This window comes from Mesorhizobium sp. SARCC-RB16n, assembly GCF_008520305.1.
In the GTDB taxonomy this organism is placed as follows: Bacteria; Pseudomonadota; Alphaproteobacteria; order Rhizobiales; family Rhizobiaceae; genus Mesorhizobium.
On sequence record NZ_ML703280.1, the window covers coordinates 49,292 to 68,478 of the forward strand.

A 19,187-nucleotide genomic window follows, 5' to 3' on the forward strand; every position below is an offset into this window, starting at 1 on the left:
CTGTTCATCCGCCCGCCGCGCCATGCACGATCCAGGTTCGTCCTTCAACCATTTTCAATTGCTCTGGCGACTCTGTTCAAAGGCCAGCGCGCCGACAATATCGTGACGCGATGCGCAGGCCGCAAGGGGCGGAATCGGCGCTGACGGCGAAACAGCCAATCTCCCCCCTCGTGGGGGAGATGCCCGGCAGGGCAGAGGGGGGCGCGAAGGATCTCGGCCTTGCCGCACTATCACACTGGGAGTAGCACGAGCGTCGACTGAGACGTCGGCGGGACAGCGCCCCCCTCTGGCCTGCCGGCCATCTCCCCCACGAGTGGGGAGATTGGCAGCATCGGCGCCGCGTCTTACTTACCTGCCATGTGGTCGGCCAGCGTCTGCGCCTGGGCAAGCAGCGCGGGGAAGACGGGGCTGTCAGGCAGGTTCTTGCCCATGCAGGCGCGGAAGTCGCTGTCGCCTTTTGCCCAGGCGGCGTCGGCGGCATCGGATGTATTCTGGTCGCTGTCGTCGGTGGCCTGCTTGACCAGTTTCTGCGCGGCGGCGTCGGCGGCGGTCCACACCGCGTCGCAGGCCGCGATCCTCGGGACGGGCGGTGTCGCGGGCGCCTCGGCGATCATGACGCTGTTGCCCTTGACGACCGTGACGACGACCTCCTGATCGTAGTTCGGCCCGACATCCTGTGCCCAGCCGCCGAGGCGGGCGATCGCCATGTCGGCGCCGTCAGGCTTCTTCAGCGCAAAGTCGAGCGTGCCGGTGAAAGCGGCGTCGCTGCCGATGGCCTGGGTGTAGAAGGCATCGAGCTTCAGCGCCGCGTCGAAACTGGTTGGCAGCTTGAGATCGGCATCCGTCTCGGCGGCGCGCGATTGCAGCCAGCGCTCGACCAGCCCGCGCGTCGACACCACGATGCTGGGGCCGTCCTCGGTGCCGTGGCGAAGTCCGTCCAGCATGCCGAAGCCGACATCGGAGGAACTGAGGCTTTCGATATTGATCGTGCCGGCCGCCGGAAAATCCTTGACCGTGAAGGGGCCGAGAAGCGTGGAAAGGCGCTTTTCGAGATCGGCGCGGGCCTTTTCATTGGCCGCATCGAGCGTTTCCACGGGGGCGTTCGCGCTTTCCATCGCGGCGATGGCTGATATCGCCTTGTCGCGCGCGGCGATGTAGTCGTCCTCCGGCGAAGCCGCATAGGCAGCACCGCTCGCCAGCGCGAACACCAAAGTCCAGACCAGACGCATCGTGGAACCTCCGTTTCGCAAGCTCTTCGCGTGGCTTGGTGGCGATTGTGCGGCGGTGAAGCCCTGGCGAGCTTGCCGCTGGCCGGGATGCTAGAACAGCCTTGGCACGGCCGGAAGTCGTCATATCAGGAGGACAATGAAACCTTCCGATTTCCAGGCCGTTATGGCCGTTGTGGCAGATATCAAATCCAAACCGAGGCCGGCCGACGGCGCCAAACCAAACGGTGCCAGAAAGCCCCGCCGGCAGAAGGCGCCTGATGTCGAGGCCGCTTCCGAGGTCGTCGGCGAGTCCGCACCGCCGCCGGAGGCGGTGGAGACTGATCCGCAATTGACCCCCGAACAGGCCGAGCAGGCGCGCAAGAAATATCTGCTGAAACGTTTCTGGATCAGCGCGCGCGGCTACTGGAGCCGGCGCGGCGACGGCCTCGCCTGGCCGTGCACGATCGGGCTCCTGATCCTGATCTGCGCCAATGTCGGCTTCCAGTACGGAATCAATGTCTGGAACCGCTCGATCTTCGACGCCATCGAAAAGCGTAATGCCCCGACCGTCTATTACCTGAGCGCCGTGTTCGTGCCACTGGTGCTTGGAAGCGTCAGCCTCGTCGTCGCGCAGGTCTATCTGCGCATGACCATCCAGCGCCGCTGGCGCTCCTGGCTCACCACATCGGTCATCGGCCGCTGGCTCACCAACGGCCGCTACTACCAGCTCAATCTCGTCAGTGGCGATCACCAGAACCCGGAAGCCCGCATTGCCGAGGATCTGCGGATCGCCACTGAATCCCCCGTCGATTTCGTCTCCGGCGTCATCAATGCCTTCCTGGCGGCCTCGACCTTCATCGTCGTGCTGTGGACGATCGGCGGTGCGCTGACGCTGCCGATCGGCGGTGCGAACATCACCATTCCAGGCTTCCTCGTCATCACCGCGGTCATCTATGCCGCCATCACGTCCACCTCGATGGTGGTCATCGGCCGGCATTTCGTCGAACTCTCCGAGCAGAAGAACCAGGCGGAAGCGGAATTTCGCTACACGCTGACGCGCGTGCGCGAAAACGGCGAGAGCATCGCCTTGCTCGGCGGCGAGGAGGAGGAGCGCAGCGGCATCGACAGGACCTTCGCCGGCGTGCTGGGGCGTTGGGCGATGCTTGCGGGCCAGCACATGCGCACGGCGCTGGTCTCCCAGGGATCGAGCCTGTTCGCGCCGGTGGTGCCGGTGCTTTTGTGCGCGCCCAAATTCCTCGACGGCTCGATGTCGCTTGGGCAAGTCATGCAGGCGGCATCCGCGTTTGCCATCGTGCAGGGCGCGTTCGGATGGCTGGTCGACAATTACCCGCGTCTGGCCGACTGGAACGCCTCGGCACGGCGCATCGCCTCGCTGATGATGTCGCTCGACGGGCTCGAACGCGCCGAAGAGAGCGACGCGCTCGGACGCATCAGTCATGGCGAGACCAAAGACGATACGATGCTCAGCCTGAACAATCTCTCCGTGTCGCTCGACGACGGCACCGCCGTGGTCAAGGAAACCGAGGTCGTGGTCCAACCGGGCGAGCGGTTGCTGGTGGCCGGCGAATCCGGTTCGGGCAAGAGCACGCTGGTGCGGGCCATAGCGGGGCTGTGGCCGTGGGGCGGCGGCAGTGTCAATTTCCACCCCGACAGGCGCATGTTCATGCTGCCGCAGCGTCCCTACATTCCCTCGGGCACGCTGCGCCGGGCAGCAACCTATCCCGGCGCCGCGGACGACTGGACGGTTCCGCAGATCAAGGCAGCCCTCGACAAGGTGGGGCTCGGTCATCTCGGCGACAAGATCGAGGAAGACGCGCCATGGGACCAGACCCTGTCGGGCGGCGAGAAGCAGCGGCTGGCCTTCGCGCGGCTCCTCCTGCACGCGCCCGATATCATCGTGCTGGATGAGGCGACGGCGGCACTCGATGACAAGAGCCAGGACAGGATGATGGAGACCATCATCCACGAATTGCCCGATGTCACCATCGTCAGCGTGGCGCACCGGGCCGAGCTGGAGGCCTTCCACAGCCGCAAGATCACGCTCGAGCGGCGCAAGGGCGGCGCCAAGCTCGTCAGCGATATCGATCTCGTTCCGCGCAAGCGCAGGGGCCTGCTCGGCCGCGCCTTGTGGGGTTCCGGCGCGCCGGCCGAAAGGCCGCGTGAGCACAATGGTACCGCCCATAAAAAGAATTGACGGCCCTCAGGTGAGTTCTGCTTTTTCGCAAGGACGGCCCGGCGACTGTTCATCAGGCGCGCAATTCCTCCCTATGCGCCTTCACCAGGTCGGCCATGCTGTCGAAGCGGAAGTCCACTTTCGGCATGTCGCCGGGATGCATCGTGGCGCCAAAACCCTGGTCGGCGTGCCGGCGATGGATCCAGCACGATGCGAGCCCCAGGCGGTTGGCGACAGTGTGATCATGGAACAGGCTCTCGGCGGTGTGTAGGACCTCCTTGTCGCCAATCCCGAGCGTCGCCAGCTTTTCGAGCATATAGTCGAAATTCCGGGGCGACGGCTTGTAGGAGCCGATGTCCTCTGCGGTGTAGATCGCATCGAAATCGACGTCGAGTTTCCTGTTGCTAAAGGAGAAGCTCGTGTTGTCGACGTTGGAGAGGATGACCAGCCTGTAGTGCTGCTTGAGGTATTGCAGGGCGGCGGCGGTGTCGGCGAAGGCCGGCCAGTCCTTCACGCTTTGGCCATAGGCGATGCATTCCTCCGGTGTGGCCACGACGCCCCATTCCTCGGCGAGCCGCTTGTAGACGACAGCCAGAAGGTCGCAGTAGCGTTTTTGCGGCGTCCAGTTCTGCTGGCTGGATTCGTGACGGGCGTGCGCCTGCAGGATCTCGTCTCGGCTCAGGCCGCGGTCGACCCGCGCGGTCAGCGGCCTCAGGGCTTCGATCATGCCGGTCTCCCAATCTATGAGGGTGCCGTAGCAGTCGAAGGTCAGGGCCTTGAAATCAGTCAGCTTCATGGGGTTCACTCTCTTGCGGTTCATCGTTTGGCCTGGTTTGCGTGGATCGCGGTCACTCCGCCGGTTGCCCGACGGGCTGGCCGACTGGGCGCAGACCTGCCTTCGATGCCGTGCCGCGTGGCGATGTCAGCCAGACGCCGAACAGCGTCACCGCAAGGCCGAGGAACATCGCCGCCGAAAGCGGCTCGCCGAAGAGCAGCCAGGCCCAGAGCATCGTCACCGGCGGGCTGAGATAGATCACGCTGCTGACCTGCGCGGCGCTGTAGAGGCGCAGGCTCACATAATAGACGCCGTAGCAGAAGAACGTCGAAAACAACACCAGCCAGGCGATGCCGAACTCGAAGCGGCCATCGAGAGGCGGCATCAGCCCGCCGTTCCAACCGGCGCAGGCGGCAAAAAGGATCGCCGCCGTCAGGCATTGAACGCACAGGCTCTGGTGGATGGGCATGTCGATCGTGCCCATCCGCTTCTGCAGCACGGTCGCCAGGGCGAAGACCATCATGGAAGCGATGGTCACCATATACGCCCAGGCCGGCGCCGTCCCGAGGCTGAGGCTGTTCAGCGAGACGATCAGCACGCCCAGCACCCCGAGCGCCGTTCCGGTCCATTGCCTCGATGTCAGCCGGTGGCCCAGGATGGGCTGCGAAAGTGCCGCGATGGCGAGCGGGACAAGGTCCGAGATCAGCGCGACCAGGCCGGTCGGCACGCGCTGGCCGATGGCAAGCGCGAAGCCGCCGAGATAAAGGAACATCATCGCCACGCCGAACGCCATCTGCCGTATCAAGGCGCGTACGCCGATGCGCGGTCCGACCATGAGCGCGAAGGGCAGAAGGACCAGTCCCGACATCAAGGTCCGCCAGAACAGGACCAGCATGACGTCGGCGTTCTCGCTGGCGTAGCGGATGCCGACGAAGCCGGAACTCCAGCTGACGACCAGCGCGGCCGCCATCAGCGGCCAGACCAGGCGATGGGACGGTTTCGGGAGGGTCATGCGGTCTCTTCGTTGAAGCGGCGCCGGGCTCCACAAGCGGATCACGGCCAATCCCGGGTGCGGACTTATGGCGACCTGCATTCGCTTTTGCACATGACAAATTTCGATGCATCCATGAAATAGCCACGAAATCTGGCATATTCATTTGCCTGAAAACCGGTTCCGCGCCAGCACCTGGAGCGCCGCTTTCGTTTCAAACGAGGATTGTCATGGCTGGAGTGATGAGCCGCCGCCTGGATGTCGATGCCTTGCGGGCGATGGTGGCAATCGAGAAGCATGGCGGCGTCACGCGCGCCGCCGAGATGCTGGGCTTGTCGCAGTCGGCCGTCAGCCACAAGATCAGGCGGCTGGAAGCGAGCCTCGACTGCGAAATCCTCAGCCGCAAGGCCAATGCGCCGATGTTCACCAGTTCAGGGCAGGACCTTCTGGGCTATGCCAGGCGCATCCTGGGCATCCATGACGAGGCGATCCTGAGCCTGTCGAAAAGCACGCTGCAGGGCAAGATCGCGTTGGGGATGACCGAGGATACGACCTGCACGGACCTTTCGCGCATCCTTGGCCGGTTTCGCCGGCTCCACCCCGAGGTCAGCGTGCGCACGCAAGTGCGCATGAGCCTTGCCTTGCAGAAGCTGCTGGGCGAGGGCGCGCTCGATGCGGCCATCATCCAGGTGTTCCAGCACGAGGTCCGGCCCACCGATATCCTGCTCTTCCGCGAGAGCCTGCATTGGGTGAAGTCGCCCGAACTGACCCTGGCGAAAGGGGACCCGGTGCCGTTCCTGTCCTTCGACGACAACTGCTTCTATCGCCGTTGGGGCCTCGATGTCGGCCAGGACGAGGGAACGGTGTTCGAGATCGTGTTCGAATGCTCGAGTGCCGCCGGCATCATCGCCGGCGTGACGTCCGGGCTCGGCGTCGCGCTGCTCAGCCAGCGGCACCTGCAACCCGGCATGGAGATCGTCGACAAGCAGTTCCCCAAGCCCCCGGACCTCGCCTACGTCATCCGCCGCGCCCGCAACGCCCGCAACCCCGCGCTGGAAACGCTGGTGAGGGAGATCGAGGCCGAGGTGAGGCGCCACGGGGCGCTGCAGATCGCGGTGTGAGGGATGGCGGATTGGGGTGGCCTGGGCGTTCTGGATTCAAGAAAATCTCGTTTTCTCCGTCCTTAAGCCGATCAATGCTAGACGTTTGCTTTGCGCCGCATCCACGCCGTGCGCGGTGTCAATCGCTGATCCGAGCCGTCGGCGAAACGGGAGCGTGACGCCTCAGCGCTTTGTCCGCCCCGCCTCGGTCAATCCGAACGCAATAGCCCGCTTCCTGCGGTGGCGGCCTTTTGGATCTCACACCGCAGCGGCTGGGAGGGGGTGCGGAACGCAAGGAACGAGTGAGCCAGCGTTCGCGTTATTTAACGTCGAACTAATGGAGGTAACCGTGAGAAAGCTGATATTGGCGTCTGTGCTCGCGCTTGCTGCGACGGCCGCTGTGACTTCACCAACCAAGGCGCAATTTCTGTTCTCACCGTTCGGTGGTTTTGGTGGTTTCGGAGGCCCGCCATTCCCCTACCGGCCCTATTACAACCCGTATTACGGCCCGTACTACGACCCGTATTACCAGCCATATCGACCGTACTACCGATACCACCGCAGGTATTATCACCGGTACTACTACCCGCACCGGTATTATCACCACAGGCGCCATCACAGGCACCACTATCGATAGCTACGGTTGAGCCGTTGGTCAGATCGACGATCCCTGTCAGGCGCGTGGACGGGGTAAGGAGGTCAAGCCCTTCTATTTACCCGCTCATCATCTGGCGCGGTTCTTCGTTGACGGCTGCGATCTGTCCACGTCTTTCGATCCGTGGGCTGCTTTGACCAACCGATCCAGCACTGGGGAATCTTTCAAATCTCGATAGGGCGTCAGGTCGAGGTCGTGAGGGACGGCTTTCACCTTCTCCTCGTCGATGGGCTTCTCGTTGCTCTTCATCAGGGCTGGTAGGCCTGCCATGAAACACCGGCTGCGCGGACGGCATCCCGCTCCGTCCGAAGCGCTATTTGGTGGGCATGCAGATAGTGAAGTCGCAATTTGTCCAAGAGCGATTTCTCGACCACCTCATGCGTGAGCAAAAAGGGCGCAAGCCTTACCGCCCGGCCCTGCGACGCCATGGATCGCGGTAAGTGGCGGTCGATATAGACGGTTCGCCCATCCTCGCTGTAACCGGCAAGATAAGGGATATCGAAGTCGTGGTTCACCTCGATCCGCCGCTGCAAGGCAAGCACGACGTCTGCGAGGACGGCATTGTCCACATCTTCGGATTTGTGGCGGGCTTCGTCCTCGAGTCTCATCAGCAGCAACCCGGCCCAGACGGCCGCTTGCGCCTCATATCGGCCGCTAAGGGCCGCTTGCCGCTTCCGAAAGCAGACGTCGCCAGCGCCTCCCGCTGAGGTCGTGGTCGCGGTCGGACCGCCTGCGCGGGGTGAATATCGCAGACGGCCCGTATCATTCGCCCGAAGGTTAAGCCGGTCAGATCTGAGATCGCGGCGCAATTATAAGTGCGGCGATCCGGCGGCATGCTGAAAGAAATCTATCGCGCAATGCTGTGGTTCCGCTCCGCTTGCCTTGTCGGCGGGCAGTTGGCCACACGGGTCAAAGATTTCGGTTCTTAGAAACCCATGCCGCCGCCGCCTCCACCGCCACCAGGCGCCGCATCCTTTGCCGGAACGTCGGTAATCATCGCTTCGGCGGTGATCAGCAAGGCCGCGATTGAACCGGCGTCCTGCAGTGCGGTGCGCACCACCTTGGCCGGGTCGACGATGCCGGCCTTGATCATGTCGACATAGGTCTCGTTCTGGGCGTCGAAGCCCTGATTTTGATCCTTGCTGTCGGCGAGCTTGCCGACGACGATCGAGCCTTCGACGCCGGAATTCTCGGCGATCTGGCGGATCGGCGCCTCAAGTGCGCGAAGCACGATGGAGATGCCGGCAGTGGCATCGGCATTGGCGCCGTTCAGGCCTGATAGCGCCGACCGGGCACGAAGCAGGGCGACGCCGCCGCCTGGCACGATGCCTTCTTCCACGGCCGCACGCGTGGCATTCAGCGCGTCGTCGATGCGGTCCTTCTTTTCCTTCACTTCCGATTCGGTGGCGCCGCCGACGCGGATGACGGCAACGCCGCCGGCGAGCTTGGCCAGCCGTTCCTGCAGCTTTTCCTTATCGTAGTCTGAGGTCGTCTCCTCGATCTGGCCCTTGATCTGGGCGACGCGCGCCTGGATGGTTGCCTTGGTGCCGGCGCCGTCGACGATCGTGGTGGTATCCTTGTCGATCAGCACGCGCTTGGCGCGGCCGAGCATCTCGATGGTGACGTTTTCGAGCTTGATGCCGAGATCCTCGGAGATCATCTGGCCAGCGGTGAGCACCGCAATGTCTTCCAGCATCGCTTTGCGGCGATCGCCGAAGCCCGGCGCCTTGACCGCCGCGACCTTGAGGCCGCCGCGCAGCTTGTTCACGACCAGGGTGGCGAGGGCCTCGCCTTCGACATCTTCGGAAATGATCAGCAGCGGTTTGCCGCCTTGCACCACCGCTTCGAGGATCGGCAGCATCGCCTGGAGGTTGCCAAGCTTTTTCTCGTGGATGAGGATGTAAGGGTCCTCGAGTTCGGCGCGCATCTTGTCGGCATTGGTGACGAAGTAGGGGCTGAGATAGCCGCGGTCGAACTGCATGCCTTCGACGACGTCGAGTTCAGTTTCAGCGGTCTTGGCTTCCTCGACCGTGATGACGCCGTCATTGCCGACCTTGTCCATCGCCTTGGCGATCATCGCGCCGACGCTGGCGTCGCCATTGGCGGCGATGGTGCCGACCTGCGCGATCTCGGCCGACGACTTGACCTTTTTGGCTTTCGCCCTGATTTCCCCGACGACGGCTGCGACCGCCTGGTCGATGCCGCGCTTGAGGTCCATCGGGTTCATGCCGGCGGCGACCAGCTTGGCGCCTTCGCGCAAGATCGAAGCGGCCAGCACCGTGGCTGTCGTGGTGCCGTCACCTGCGAGGTCGTTGGTCTTGGAGGCCACTTCGCGCACCATCTGCGCGCCCATGTTCTCGAACTTGTCAGCAAGCTCGATCTCCTTGGCGACGGTGACGCCGTCCTTGGTGATGCGCGGCGCGCCATAAGCCTTGTCGATGATGACATTGCGGCCCTTGGGGCCTAGCGTCACCTTGACGGCGTTGTTGAGGATCTCAACGCCGCGCAGCATGCGGTCACGCGCATCGGTGGAAAATTTGATTTCCTTGGCAGACATGATTTTTATCCAGTTCGGTTTTGGGGGAACAGCGAGATCAGGCGGCCTTCTTTACCGCTCCGGTCTTGTCGATGATGTCCGTCTCGCTCTTGTCGATAACGCCCATAATGTCGGCTTCCTTCATGATCAGCAGGTCTTCGCCGTCGATCTTGACCTCGGTGCCCGACCATTTGCCAAACAGGATGAAGTCGCCGGCCTTGACGTCGAGTGGAACAAGCGCGCCGTTTTCGTCACGCGCACCCGGGCCGACGGCGATGACTTCGCCTTCCTGCGGCTTTTCCTTGGCATTGTCGGGAATGATGATGCCACCCCTGGATTTGGTATCGCTTTCCGCGCGCCGGATAACGACGCGGTCGTGGAGTGGACGGAACTTCATGGGGACTCTTTTCTGGGGCCGGCATGATGGCGACCGCGCCCTGTCTATTAGACGCTTTGGCAGTCGATAGATAGCAGTGCCAAAAAGTTATTGATGGGCCGCGCCTAAATTCAAAAGGAATTTTTTTGCAGTCTCGCCCAGCCGTATCGGCTGATATGCAAATATTTCAAATTTGAATTTATCGTTCTAGCTACCTATTTTATGGCGGCCTTCCTTTTAGCATTTCCATTCACCAGCGGGAGAATTTGCCGATGGCCGAAACCAACCCCGAATATCATGGAAAAAGCGGAAGCCCGTTTTGCAGACAAGCAGAAGAAGACTACTCAGCGCAACAAGGCGACCGCCGAGTACATGTCCGAAGCAAAGCTCAGGGAGCGCAAGACAGCGAGGCTCAGGGACTTGCGGCTGGCCAAGCAAGAGACCGATCGCATAGCGGGGTCCTTTAGTTCGACCCCGAAGAAGAAACTGCCAACGCGGGCCATCAAGCGGCGGCAACGGAGGTATAGTGATGAGCCTGACATTTCCCAATACCAGCCGCAGTTATGACGAGGCGGGCAAGCGCATCCGCTTCGTCGGCCATGACGGCATGTTCCAGATTTCCTTTTCGGTTGCTGCCGACGCCATGTCGAAGATCAATCCGGAAACCGCTGCCGACGAGGCCGGCTACCTCGCCGCCTTCGACATCGCGAGCAATGCAATCCATGTCGTGGCGGCAAAAGCCTACGACCGCACCCGCAGAAGCATGTATGTGCTGACTGCCGCCGATTTTGGATAAGCGCGTCGAGGCATCATGATTTGCGTTCGGCCTTTTCCCGTCGCTTGATGTCGCGAACATTCATCTGAACGACCATGGCATCCGCATCGCGCGTGTCCATGCCGACCATGATCCGCTGTTTCACCACGGCGGGCTCGCCGGTGAAAACGTCGAAAATTGTCCAGCTGTGCGGGTGTTCCATTCGCAGTGCATAACGGTTTGCCATTGGGTGCCTTTCAGATGCTGACCGGATACGCACCATCGGCCGGGCCGACATAAAGCTCGCTGCCGTTCTCGTCGCAGATGCGCAAACGATCGGGAATCTGCGGCATGGCCAACGTGTGGAACAGCGCAGCCGCGCTCTGCAGCGCGGCGCGCAGGTTTGGCGCCTCCAGCGACACCTTGTCGAGCGTGGCTTCGTCGGCATTGCGCGATCGGTAGAACTCGATGAGGAAGTTCAAGCACGCCTCCGTGCGGTTAGGGCAGGTGTCTGGCGCCCGTGACTTCAGCCCTTGGACTTCAGGCCGGCTTGCGCCTGCTTGACGGCCGAACCGAACGGCGAGGCCGGCTTGGCCACCACCTTGTCCTTCTTGGGCTTGCGTGTCTCGCGGTTGCTACGCTGTTGACCCTTGGCCATCTTCCATCCTTCGTTGTGTTTGGTGCCGGCGATTCAAGCGGACTTAGACAACTGGAGTATCGGCCGCCTCGAGATTGTCTTCTGTTGTGACGCGTTCATGGGTCTCCTGATCGCTGCGGATGCGATATTGCGGCGAGCCGTCCTTGACCGGCAGTGTGCTCTTGATCTCGAACAGCTCTGTCGTCTTCTCGCGAAGGCCGGTGCGGCTTTTCATGCGAACAGTCTGGCCCACTGAGAAAAGATGCGAGGGCGTGTCATTGCGCGGGCGTGCATTTTGCTGGAAGCGAATCATGCGGCATTCTCCCTGTCTTGCCGAAGCGCCGTTTCGAGTTCGGCGTGGTCGATGGCGACGAGCTGGCTGGTCGGGCTTTTCACGGTTCTTGCCGGCAGATGGATGAAAGTGGCGACGCGGCGCCAGGCCAGTCGCGATGTGCTGTCGATCAGCTCTTCGTCATGGTCGATGTCGTAGTCGCCAGCCGGCATTGTTCCTGCCAGCCCACCGAGCACGAAGGGTGCTTCGAAATGCGCGATGGAGCGGGTGGTGCGGCCAGACATTCGTGCCTCGATATCTGTCTCGGCCTGAGCCGAGTTGAAAACAAAGAAGCGGGGACGACTCCCGCTCTCCTATTTCCGGCAATCGCTGGAAATATGCCTCGTTCGAGAGCTGCCAGTACATCCGTGGTCAGCGATCTCAAGGTTGCCAAGATTGGCCCAAAGCGATTTCTGTAAAATAGGCCAAATTTGCTGCTTGTTCAAGGCGATTTCCAAAAAACCCCCCGCGCTTATAAAAAATAGATCGCGATGATTATTTGCGAAAAACTGCCAGATATTCGAAATGTTTCTGGAAAATTATTTAGGAATTTGCTGGAGAGATTGCCCGCATTTCTGGTTTTGTATATTCGCGAAAGAAAAACCATGATTTTGACGGAGCTTCGAGGGTAAGGCAATAGCAACCAAGCTGGTCGCCATACATGCCATTGCAGTTGGACCGACCGGCAACCCGATTATCGTCAAGTTGACCCGGCAGACCATAAGAGGTGACGAGGCGGCAAGGCGAACTATTGCCGACACCGATGGGACCCCTTCCTCTTCTCCACCTCCGCTTTCCGCAGCAAAAACCGCTGGATCTTGCCGCTCGGCGTCTTCGGCAGTTCCGCCACGAAGTCGATCTCGCGGGGATAGGCATGGGCCGAGAGGCGTTTTCTGACATGTTGCGCCAGTTCCTCGGCCAGTTCCGGGCTGCCTTTGTAGGCAGGGGCCAGGATGACGAAGGCTTTGACGATCTCGGTGCGCTGCGGGTCGGGCACGCCGACCACCGCCGCCTCGGTCACCGCGGGATGTTCGATCAGCGCGCTTTCGACGTCGAAGGGGCCGATGCGGTAGCCGGATGAGGTGATGACATCGTCGGCGCGGCCGATGAAGGAGACCGAGCCGTCCGGCTCGTATTCCACGGTGTCGCCGGTGCGGTAGTAGCCGCCTGAAATGGCTGGGGTCTCCGCCTGGTGATAGCCGCCGAACCAGCGCAGCGGCGAGTTGGCGATGTCGACGGCTAGCACGCCGGGCTGGTTGGGGCCGAGCTCGTTGCCAGCCTCGTCCAGCACCACCATGCGGTAGCCCGGCATGGCAAAGCCGGCGGAGCCGGCGCGGACAGGGTGCGCGAGGCCATGGTGGTTGTTGACCATCATGCCGTTCTCGGTCTGGCCGTAATGGTCGTGGATCGGAGCGGCGAGATGGGCGTCGAACCAGCGGATCACTTCCGGGTTGAGCGGCTCGCCGGCGCTGCTCACAACGCGGAGCCGACCCTTTGCACGCGCCGCGGCGTCGGGGCCTTCGGCGAGCAGCAGGCGGAAGGCGGTGGGCGAGCCGGCGAGGCTGGTGACGCCGAGCCGCTCGATGACGTCATAGGTGCTCCTGGCGGTGAAGGCGCCCTCGTTGAAGGTGGTGGCGATACCGAGCAGCAGGGGGCCTGATATGGCGTAGTAGAGGCCGTAGGCCCAGCCCGGGTCGGCGATGTTCCAGAAGATGTCGTCGGCGCGAAGCCCGATCGCGTCGCGCATATAGGCGCCGAAGGCCATGAGCGCGTTGAGCGGCACCGGCACGCCCTTGGGCAGGCCCGTGGTGCCCGAGGTCGACATCATCATGAACAGGTCTTCGCCCTTGCGCATCACTGGCTCGCAGTCGGGGGAGGCGGCGGCGAGGGCGGCGCGGAAATCGATGTCGCCCGGGGGCAGGGCCTCGCCGGCGCCGAGGATGGTCGCGACAAGCGGAGGGCTCGCGACCTCGTCGAGCTTGCCGCGATTGGCCGGATTGGTCACCACCAGCCTAGCGCCGCTGTAGCCGAGGCGATGCTCGATGGCCTTCGGGCCGAAGGCGGTGAACAGCGGCTGGTAGACGGCGCCGATGCGCCAGGCGCCGAGGATCAGCGCCACAAGTTCGGGGATGCGCGGCAGCATGCCGGCCACGACATCGCCAGGGCCGACGCCCAGCCGCTTCAGCAGATTGCCGACACGGCCGGACATGTCGTCGAGATCGTCGAAGGTGAATTCGCTGAGTTCGCCAATGGCGGAGATCGCCCGCAGCGCCAGCCGGTTCTGGCCGATATGGCGGCCGCAGCATTCGACATAGGCGTTGATGCCGGTCGCCGGGTCGCCGTCGAGCCTGGCGATCTCATCCTCGATGCGAAAGCGCTGAACGGCGTCCTCATAGCGGGGCAAGCCGGCTTGTGCGCTGGTCATGAAAACCCTCCCTGGCGCTGCGCCATCTCCCCATGGCGCGCTGTCGCGGCGACAATGGCATCAGATGGCGCCGATGGGCAACGATCGATGCTCGTCCCCTGTCTCTTTGTCGAGAGCGCCGGGCAGGAAGCGCGGGGGCTGAGGACAGGAACGGCTGCTTGCCGCTGGCAGTCTTGTAACAGCGGATCTCTCGTCCCTTACTTCTTCAGCGGAACGTTGAGCAGGGCGAGCGACATCCCTGCCAACAGGTCGTATGCTCTGCGCATCTCGGCTGTTCCTTCATCCGTTGTCGTCACGCCGTCCGGACCGGGATTTGACGAGGGCGGCGCGACGGTCGTCATCAGGCCGGTGCTTTTCGTGACTTCGATATAGCAGAACCCATGCGAGACCCGATCTCCGATGTGCTGCACGCAACCGAATTCGGCCAGCCGTTTTTCTCCGTTGGTCGTGAACGTTACCTGTGACCTCCTATCGAGGTAATCGGCACCGCCTTCCTCGCTCGCCTTCTTGTCGGCCATCGCCTCCATCTGGGCGAATACGTCCGATCCATCGACATGGTAGAGATCGACGACATCCGCCTCCGGGCTGGCCGGATCGGCCACCGTCGTCGTGCACCTGATCTTGCTGTCGCCCGCCAGGCGGCCGCAGCTGAAAGTGCCCTGGAAGCTGAAACGATCGCTCGTCTGGCGGTTGATGTTGCCGATGCCTTCCGACAGGGCCCCGTTCAGGGCCTCTTCGTTCACGCCGAATGCCTCAAGCGGGGAGATCGGTATGTTCTGCGATGTCGATGCCTGCGCGACCTCGGCGCGCGGCGCTGCGGTCTTTGTGTGCCAGTCCGATGTATCGATATTGCGATTTCCCTCCAAAATGGCCGCCACGAGTGCGCCGGCGCCGCCGAACTTGGCCGTCAGCTGGTCGAGGGTTTTCTCGTCGGGCTCACCGGTGACCGGCAGCCCCGCCTGGGTTTGAAACGACCTTAGCGCGCTCCGTGTGTCCGATCCCGCGTTGGCGTCGATCCCGCCTTTATAGTAGCCCAGCTTGAGCAACAGGACCTGCGCGTAGAGCGTGCGGTCGAACAGCGCATTGTCCTCCTGGCTGATGGATTGATTGCGCTCGGAGAAGGTGGTTTGCGTGTGACACAAGCCTTTCACCGTGGTCATGCACACCAGCCCGGCCTCAATGCGCGCGTTGACCTCGTTGGAGGTCTCACAGGCCATGCCATAGCCGCCATTGTCGCCGGTGGCGATCGCCCCCCATCCGCCCTGGCATTCCAGGGCCAGCTGGCAATTGACGCCGCCGGCGTCCTTGCACTGCCCAAGCGCGCATTTGCGCGCGGCTTCCTTGCTTGTGTAGCCCGAGCACCAACCATAGGACTCATCGTCGCCGAAGAAGATCGCGCCGGCTGCCCGAGTGCTGGTGGGCTCCAACAGGCCAAGCAGAATACAGCCAAGCATGAGGGTAACGCGCTTCATCGCAGCCTCCGATTTCCATTTCCGAGCATTCTCGGCAGGGTGTGACGGCGGCGGCTGCGTTCCGCGATGCCGCAGCCAAACGGGAAATGCCATTCAAGCGTCCGGAGCATCGAGCTGCTCATGGCGACCAGGCCTGACCAAGTCCGCCTTTCGCGGCCTGGTCTTGGGAGCAAGGCGTATTTTGCCTTGCCAGGCATCATCTCACGGCGGCCGGCTCACGTCCCCCTTCATAGTGATGAAGACAGCTGCATTTGCGATGCCTCGATGTCGGTCCGGCGGCGGCCATGCCGAATATATCGGATGCACCGGGCAGGAGGCGTGGGAGGGCGATGACGCACATCCTGGCCAAGGAACTTGGCGCGCGCCGGATCACTGTCAACGCGGTGGCGCCCGGACCGGTCGAGACGGCGCTGTTCACGGACGGCAAGAGCGCCGCGCAGATCGAGGCCATCGAAAAAATGATCCCGCTCGGCCGCCTTGGCCAGCCCGACGACATTGCCGGCCTAGTCTCGTTTCTGGCCGGGCCGGACAGTGGCTGGGTCAATGGACAAATCATCCGCGCCAATGGCGGCGTGATCTGAAGGAGGCAGGCCGCTGCTGCTGCGGCGGCCTTGCCGATCTGTTCCATCCCAAACCGGAAATCCAACCTTGAGAAGATAAGGAAAAAATCATGCCATTCGCCAACATCAAGATGCCGCAGGCGGCTCTCTCAAAGGCGCAGAAGGAAGACCTCATCCATCGCACCACAGCCATGTTCGTCGACTTTTTCGGCGAGGGCGTGCGGCCCTATACGATGGTGCTGGTGGAGGAGATCGCCGACGGCGGCTATGGCCGCGCCGACGAGGTGTTCATCGTGCCGGAAGCTTTTCGCGCCAAGGAGTAAGCCTTCAGGCCGGCAGGTTCATCTGTTTTCGAAGGCTTTTGTCGAAAGCACTCGCTGGAACAAACCGTCGCAGCAGGTACAGGCGACGCGCCTGCTTGCTGGCGGGATAACGCAGCTTCGGCGATGTCGCCGTGGCCGCGGTGACGACGGCCTGGCCGACGATCTCAGGTGGATCGCCGGCCTCGATCGCGCTGTTCCAGACCGCGGTCGCCGTTGCCCGCGCCTGATCATAGACACTCATCATCCTGTCCGGCTTCGTCGCATTGTGGTCGAGAGCCGTGCGGGTGAACGCGGGTTCGACCAGCAGGACGCGAATGCCGAAGGGGCGGACCTCATGATCCAGCGATTCGGAATAGCCCTCGACTGCATGTTTCGTGGATGTATAGAGCGCGCTGAAGGGGCTGGGGACGAAGCCGACGACCGAGCTGATGTTGACGATGCGGCCGCTGCCCTGGCTTCGCATGATCGGCAGCACCTCGTTTGTGACGCGGATGAGGCCGAAGACGTTGACGTCGAAAAGGGCTTTTGCCTGTTCGACCGACGATTCTTCCGCACCCGCGATCAGGGCATTGCCGGCATTGTTGACCAGCAGGTCTATGCGCCCGGCCTGGCTTATGACCTCCGACACCATGCGTGCGACGGAGTCCGCGTCGGTCACGTCGCAGCTCAGCATGGTGATCCCTGGCGGTGACCCGGCTGTGGCTTTCCGGCTCGTGCCGAAGACGCGGTAGCCTGCCGACAGAAGGGCCTTGGCCGTCGCAAGCCCGATGCCGCCCGCTGCTCCGGTGACGACGGCGACGCCGCGATCTTTGTTGCTCATTTCAATATCCTTCGAGATGCACGATCAAAGCCATGGCGCTTGTGCCGACGCATTGTCAGCCACGTACGCTCAGGTGAAGCATGGGGTGATGTTCGTAATGGCCGGCGCCATTCCTCACGATGGGGTCCTGCGAGGTTATCGTCTGGATGTCCTGGTCATCGCCGATCCGGTAGAGCGACAGGCCGTAGCCGCCGCCCGGATCCATCACCGGCCCATGAGCGACGATCAGTCCGCGATCGAGCAGCTCGTCCAAAAAGGCGCCATGCTGCTTCATCCATTCCCGCTCGTCGCCGGTCATGGTCGCAAGAAAGTCGGCGCGGGGCGGGATGTACTTGCATAGATAGAACTTCATTTTGGACTCCAGCGGCGCGGTGACCGGCCTTCACCTTCACTTTTCGGTGGAACGGCCTCGCGACGTCGGATACTATCAAATTAATAGTAAGTCACTATCAAAATGGTATCGATGTGAAGAATCTTTCCGACCAGCCCTGTTTGATCGCCCGCAGCCTCGGCTCGGTGGGCGATACCTGGAGCATGCTGATCATGCGCGACGCCCATGCGGGGCTCAGCCGTTTCGACGAGTTTCGCAAGAACCTCGGCATCGCCCCGACGATGCTGACCAGCCGGTTGGCAACCCTCACGGACGAGGGGCTGCTGGAGAAACGGCGATATTCAGAGCGGCCGCCACGCGATGAATATGTGCTGACCCAGGCCGGTCGGGATTTGCTTCCCGTGCTGTTCTCGCTCGCCGCATGGGGGGGCAAGCACCGGGGTGGTGGCAATTTCACCCGGTTCTTCGACGCCGAGACAGGAACCGAAATCGACCCCGTCAGCATCGATCGCGGAACCGGGGCGCCGATCGGCAGCCGTCCCATCCAGATCGTGATGCCCAAGGTCCCTGACGAGCCGTCGGACTGACCGGTTGCGCAGCCTCCGCTCCGGATATCTCGCTCGGCCTGACAGGGAATTTGGGGGCCTTGTCGGATCATCCGCTCTTCTTCGCGCCGACCCAATCAGCCGCGATCTCGGCGAACAGCCAGTCACGGAAGGCCCTGACCTTTTTCTGGCGCAGCGCGCCTTCGGGATAGACGACGTAGTAGCTGGCGGCTGATTTCAGCGCGAGGTCGAAGGGCCGGACCAGCCGCCCCGCCGCGAGATCGGCCGAGACCAGCGCACTGCGGCCGAGCAGCACGCCTTCGCCGTGCACGGCGGCCTCGACGGCGAAGGTGGCGGAATCGAAGCGCACGCCGCGTTTGGAGTCGATGCCTTCGACGCCGGCCTGTTCAAGCCATGTCGCCCAGTCGATGCGGAAGGCGTCGTGGATCAATTTGTGATGCCTCAAATCGTTCGGCTGCCGCAACGGATGCTCGCCTTGCAGGAACTCCGGGCTGCAGACAGGGAAGACCTCCTCGTCGGCGAGGAATTCCGCCGTCACTCCGCTATAGCCGCCGCGCCCGTAGCGGATGGATATGTCGATGCCGTCGCTCACGAAATCGGCCAGCACGCCCGAGGTCGCCAGTCGCACGTCGATGTCGGGATTAGCGCGATGGAAGCGGTGCAGCCTCGGCACCAGCCAGCGGCCAGCGAAACCATCCGAGGTGCTGACGTTGAGGATGCGCGTCGAGCGGTCCGGCGTGGCGGCGATGGTGGCGGCGGCGATCTGGTCGAGCGCCTTGCCGACCTCTGCCGCATAGGCCGCGCCGACAGCGGTGAGGTGCACGGAGCGCGTGCCGCGATCGAAGAGCTGAATGCCCAGCCTGTCCTCGATGTTGCGGATCGCCCGGCTGACCGCGCCATGGGTGAGGTTGAGCTCTTCGGCGGCCTTGGAGAAACTCAAATGCCTGGCTGCCGCGTCGAAGGCGGGCAAAGCGGTGAGGGGCGGCAATCTGCGCGGCATAGTTCTACCTGTGAGCGTTGCTCACAAATCCTGCACAAAGAGTCGTTTGTCGTCCAGCCCCGAATGACCCAATATTCAGGCGTACCAAGCATCCGCACCGGCCTTCCGGTTCATCGATGCGCTGAATCGACCA

General features: G+C 62.7%; 23 protein-coding genes and 1 pseudogene. 7 read left to right on the top strand and 17 right to left on the bottom strand.

The annotated features are described in order from the left end of the window. Positions 1–344 precede the first annotated feature (344 nt). Complete coding sequence (locus C7I87_RS24725) at positions 345–1,229, bottom strand: hypothetical protein (RefSeq protein ID WP_149906677.1); 885 nt, start codon at positions 1,227–1,229, stop codon at positions 345–347. Positions 1,230–1,365: 136 nt separating this feature from the next. Between C7I87_RS24725 and C7I87_RS24730 the strand changes: the two genes are divergently transcribed. After that, positions 1,366–3,423, top strand: coding sequence for an ABC transporter ATP-binding protein/permease (locus tag C7I87_RS24730; protein WP_246696397.1), 2,058 nt, complete (start codon positions 1,366–1,368; stop codon positions 3,421–3,423). A 52-nt stretch (positions 3,424–3,475) separates the two neighbouring features. Here the strand turns inward: C7I87_RS24730 and C7I87_RS24735 are convergent, their stop codons facing one another. After that, entirely contained in the window at positions 3,476–4,198 is a 723-nt protein-coding gene (locus tag C7I87_RS24735; RefSeq protein WP_149906678.1) for a haloacid dehalogenase type II, read from the bottom strand. 52 nt (positions 4,199–4,250) lie between these two features. Beyond that, entirely contained in the window at positions 4,251–5,189 is a 939-nt protein-coding gene (locus C7I87_RS24740; protein WP_149906679.1) for a DMT family transporter, read from the bottom strand. A gap of 209 nt (positions 5,190–5,398) precedes the next feature. Here C7I87_RS24740 and C7I87_RS24745 point away from each other — a divergent pair, with 209 nt between their 5' ends. Further along, positions 5,399–6,289 carry a LysR family transcriptional regulator gene (locus C7I87_RS24745; protein WP_149906680.1) on the top strand — a complete coding sequence of 297 codons (891 nt, stop codon included), beginning with the start codon at positions 5,399–5,401 and terminating at the stop codon, positions 6,287–6,289. Between the two features lie 703 nt (positions 6,290–6,992). Here C7I87_RS24745 and C7I87_RS24755 read toward each other — a convergent pair. The 4 genes from C7I87_RS24755 to C7I87_RS24770 all read right to left on the bottom strand — a co-directional run bounded on the left by C7I87_RS24755 (position 6,993) and on the right by C7I87_RS24770 (position 9,856). Beyond that, entirely contained in the window at positions 6,993–7,172 is a 180-nt protein-coding gene (locus C7I87_RS24755) for a hypothetical protein (protein ID WP_149906682.1), read from the bottom strand. After that, entirely contained in the window at positions 7,172–7,531 is a 360-nt protein-coding gene (locus tag C7I87_RS24760; protein ID WP_149906683.1) for a hypothetical protein, read from the bottom strand. Before C7I87_RS24760 ends, C7I87_RS24755 begins: the two co-directional genes overlap by 1 nt. Before the next feature lie 317 nt (positions 7,532–7,848). Further along, a complete protein-coding gene (gene groL / locus C7I87_RS24765; protein ID WP_149906684.1) occupies positions 7,849–9,480 on the bottom strand; it encodes a chaperonin GroEL in 1,632 nt (543 codons plus the stop codon). Positions 9,481–9,517: 37 nt separating this feature from the next. After that, on the bottom strand, positions 9,518–9,856 hold the full coding sequence (locus C7I87_RS24770; protein ID WP_149906685.1) for a co-chaperone GroES: 339 nt from the start codon (positions 9,854–9,856) through the stop codon (positions 9,518–9,520). 276 nt (positions 9,857–10,132) lie between these two features. Between C7I87_RS24770 and C7I87_RS36120 the strand changes: the two genes are divergently transcribed. Both C7I87_RS36120 and C7I87_RS24780 read left to right on the top strand, forming a co-directional pair. Then, entirely contained in the window at positions 10,133–10,402 is a 270-nt protein-coding gene (locus tag C7I87_RS36120) for a hypothetical protein (protein WP_149906686.1), read from the top strand. Next, positions 10,365–10,631: a DUF1488 family protein gene (locus tag C7I87_RS24780; protein ID WP_149906687.1), complete on the top strand. Its 267-nt coding sequence runs from the start codon at positions 10,365–10,367 to the stop codon at positions 10,629–10,631. The genes C7I87_RS36120 and C7I87_RS24780 overlap by 38 nt, the downstream gene beginning before the upstream one ends. 13 nt (positions 10,632–10,644) lie before the next feature. On the opposite strand, the gene C7I87_RS24785 is transcribed toward C7I87_RS24780, so the two are convergent. The 7 genes from C7I87_RS24785 to C7I87_RS24810 form a co-directional block, all read right to left on the bottom strand. Continuing rightward, positions 10,645–10,872, bottom strand: a complete 228-nt coding sequence (locus C7I87_RS24785; RefSeq protein WP_306440517.1) for a hypothetical protein — start codon at positions 10,870–10,872, stop codon at positions 10,645–10,647. Continuing rightward, the gene (locus tag C7I87_RS24790; protein WP_149906689.1) at positions 10,847–11,071 is read right to left on the bottom strand and encodes a hypothetical protein; all 225 of its coding nucleotides are present in this window, start codon (positions 11,069–11,071) and stop codon (positions 10,847–10,849) included. Before C7I87_RS24790 ends, C7I87_RS24785 begins: the two co-directional genes overlap by 26 nt. Before the next feature lie 44 nt (positions 11,072–11,115). Then, the gene (locus tag C7I87_RS36530) at positions 11,116–11,247 is read right to left on the bottom strand and encodes a hypothetical protein (protein ID WP_281409070.1); all 132 of its coding nucleotides are present in this window, start codon (positions 11,245–11,247) and stop codon (positions 11,116–11,118) included. A 43-nt stretch (positions 11,248–11,290) separates the two neighbouring features. Then, complete coding sequence (locus C7I87_RS24795) at positions 11,291–11,539, bottom strand: hypothetical protein (protein WP_149906690.1); 249 nt, start codon at positions 11,537–11,539, stop codon at positions 11,291–11,293. Continuing rightward, the gene (locus C7I87_RS24800) at positions 11,536–11,802 is read right to left on the bottom strand and encodes a hypothetical protein (protein ID WP_149906691.1); all 267 of its coding nucleotides are present in this window, start codon (positions 11,800–11,802) and stop codon (positions 11,536–11,538) included. Before C7I87_RS24800 ends, C7I87_RS24795 begins: the two co-directional genes overlap by 4 nt. A 503-nt stretch (positions 11,803–12,305) precedes the next feature. Beyond that, positions 12,306–13,982, bottom strand: coding sequence for an acyl-CoA synthetase (locus C7I87_RS24805; protein WP_149906692.1), 1,677 nt, complete (start codon positions 13,980–13,982; stop codon positions 12,306–12,308). A gap of 197 nt (positions 13,983–14,179) precedes the next feature. After that, positions 14,180–15,454 (bottom strand): peptidoglycan-binding protein, encoded by a 1,275-nt coding sequence (locus C7I87_RS24810; protein WP_188393986.1) that lies wholly within the window; start codon positions 15,452–15,454, stop codon positions 14,180–14,182. A gap of 326 nt (positions 15,455–15,780) precedes the next feature. Between C7I87_RS24810 and C7I87_RS24815 the strand changes: the two are divergent. After that, positions 15,781–16,035, top strand: a pseudogene (locus tag C7I87_RS24815) (SDR family oxidoreductase); the annotation flags it as partial. Positions 16,036–16,124: 89 nt separating this feature from the next. Continuing rightward, a complete protein-coding gene (locus C7I87_RS24820; protein WP_149906694.1) occupies positions 16,125–16,337 on the top strand; it encodes a tautomerase family protein in 213 nt (70 codons plus the stop codon). A gap of 4 nt (positions 16,338–16,341) precedes the next feature. Here C7I87_RS24820 and C7I87_RS24825 read toward each other — a convergent pair whose 3' ends face one another. After that, a complete protein-coding gene (locus C7I87_RS24825; protein WP_149906695.1) occupies positions 16,342–17,157 on the bottom strand; it encodes an oxidoreductase in 816 nt (271 codons plus the stop codon). Between the two features lie 55 nt (positions 17,158–17,212). Next, on the bottom strand, positions 17,213–17,509 hold the full coding sequence (locus tag C7I87_RS24830) for a YciI family protein (RefSeq protein ID WP_149906696.1): 297 nt from the start codon (positions 17,507–17,509) through the stop codon (positions 17,213–17,215). A gap of 113 nt (positions 17,510–17,622) precedes the next feature. On the opposite strand from C7I87_RS24830, the gene C7I87_RS24835 reads away from it, so the two are divergent. Next, positions 17,623–18,075, top strand: a complete 453-nt coding sequence (locus C7I87_RS24835; RefSeq protein ID WP_149906697.1) for a winged helix-turn-helix transcriptional regulator — start codon at positions 17,623–17,625, stop codon at positions 18,073–18,075. Positions 18,076–18,142: 67 nt separating this feature from the next. Here the strand turns inward: C7I87_RS24835 and gcvA are convergent, their stop codons facing one another. Next, positions 18,143–19,054, bottom strand: a complete 912-nt coding sequence (gcvA, locus tag C7I87_RS24840; RefSeq protein ID WP_149906698.1) for a transcriptional regulator GcvA — start codon at positions 19,052–19,054, stop codon at positions 18,143–18,145. Positions 19,055–19,187: the final 133 nt, after the last annotated feature.

Coding starts and splice junctions, on each gene's coding strand:
- groL (WP_149906684.1), bottom strand. CDS start 9,480: ATGTCTGCCAAGGAAATCAAATTTTCCACCGATGCGCGTGACCGCATG.
- C7I87_RS24800 (WP_149906691.1), bottom strand. CDS start 11,802: ATGTCTGGCCGCACCACCCGCTCCATCGCGCATTTCGAAGCACCCTTC.
- C7I87_RS24745 (WP_149906680.1), top strand. CDS start 5,399: ATGGCTGGAGTGATGAGCCGCCGCCTGGATGTCGATGCCTTGCGGGCG.
- C7I87_RS24730 (WP_246696397.1), top strand. CDS start 1,366: ATGAAACCTTCCGATTTCCAGGCCGTTATGGCCGTTGTGGCAGATATC.
- gcvA (WP_149906698.1), bottom strand. CDS start 19,054: ATGCCGCGCAGATTGCCGCCCCTCACCGCTTTGCCCGCCTTCGACGCG.
- C7I87_RS24760 (WP_149906683.1), bottom strand. CDS start 7,531: ATGAGACTCGAGGACGAAGCCCGCCACAAATCCGAAGATGTGGACAAT.
- C7I87_RS36530 (WP_281409070.1), bottom strand. CDS start 11,247: ATGGCCAAGGGTCAACAGCGTAGCAACCGCGAGACACGCAAGCCCAAG.
- C7I87_RS24805 (WP_149906692.1), bottom strand. CDS start 13,982: ATGACCAGCGCACAAGCCGGCTTGCCCCGCTATGAGGACGCCGTTCAG.
- C7I87_RS24735 (WP_149906678.1), bottom strand. CDS start 4,198: ATGAAGCTGACTGATTTCAAGGCCCTGACCTTCGACTGCTACGGCACC.
- C7I87_RS36120 (WP_149906686.1), top strand. CDS start 10,133: ATGGAAAAAGCGGAAGCCCGTTTTGCAGACAAGCAGAAGAAGACTACT.
- C7I87_RS24725 (WP_149906677.1), bottom strand. CDS start 1,229: ATGCGTCTGGTCTGGACTTTGGTGTTCGCGCTGGCGAGCGGTGCTGCC.
- C7I87_RS24795 (WP_149906690.1), bottom strand. CDS start 11,539: ATGATTCGCTTCCAGCAAAATGCACGCCCGCGCAATGACACGCCCTCG.
- C7I87_RS24825 (WP_149906695.1), bottom strand. CDS start 17,157: ATGAGCAACAAAGATCGCGGCGTCGCCGTCGTCACCGGAGCAGCGGGC.
- C7I87_RS24820 (WP_149906694.1), top strand. CDS start 16,125: ATGCCATTCGCCAACATCAAGATGCCGCAGGCGGCTCTCTCAAAGGCG.
- C7I87_RS24785 (WP_306440517.1), bottom strand. CDS start 10,872: ATGGTGCGTATCCGGTCAGCATCTGAAAGGCACCCAATGGCAAACCGT.
- C7I87_RS24740 (WP_149906679.1), bottom strand. CDS start 5,189: ATGACCCTCCCGAAACCGTCCCATCGCCTGGTCTGGCCGCTGATGGCG.
- C7I87_RS24755 (WP_149906682.1), bottom strand. CDS start 7,172: ATGAAGAGCAACGAGAAGCCCATCGACGAGGAGAAGGTGAAAGCCGTC.
- C7I87_RS24810 (WP_188393986.1), bottom strand. CDS start 15,454: ATGAAGCGCGTTACCCTCATGCTTGGCTGTATTCTGCTTGGCCTGTTG.
- C7I87_RS24780 (WP_149906687.1), top strand. CDS start 10,365: ATGAGCCTGACATTTCCCAATACCAGCCGCAGTTATGACGAGGCGGGC.
- C7I87_RS24830 (WP_149906696.1), bottom strand. CDS start 17,509: ATGAAGTTCTATCTATGCAAGTACATCCCGCCCCGCGCCGACTTTCTT.
- C7I87_RS24770 (WP_149906685.1), bottom strand. CDS start 9,856: ATGAAGTTCCGTCCACTCCACGACCGCGTCGTTATCCGGCGCGCGGAA.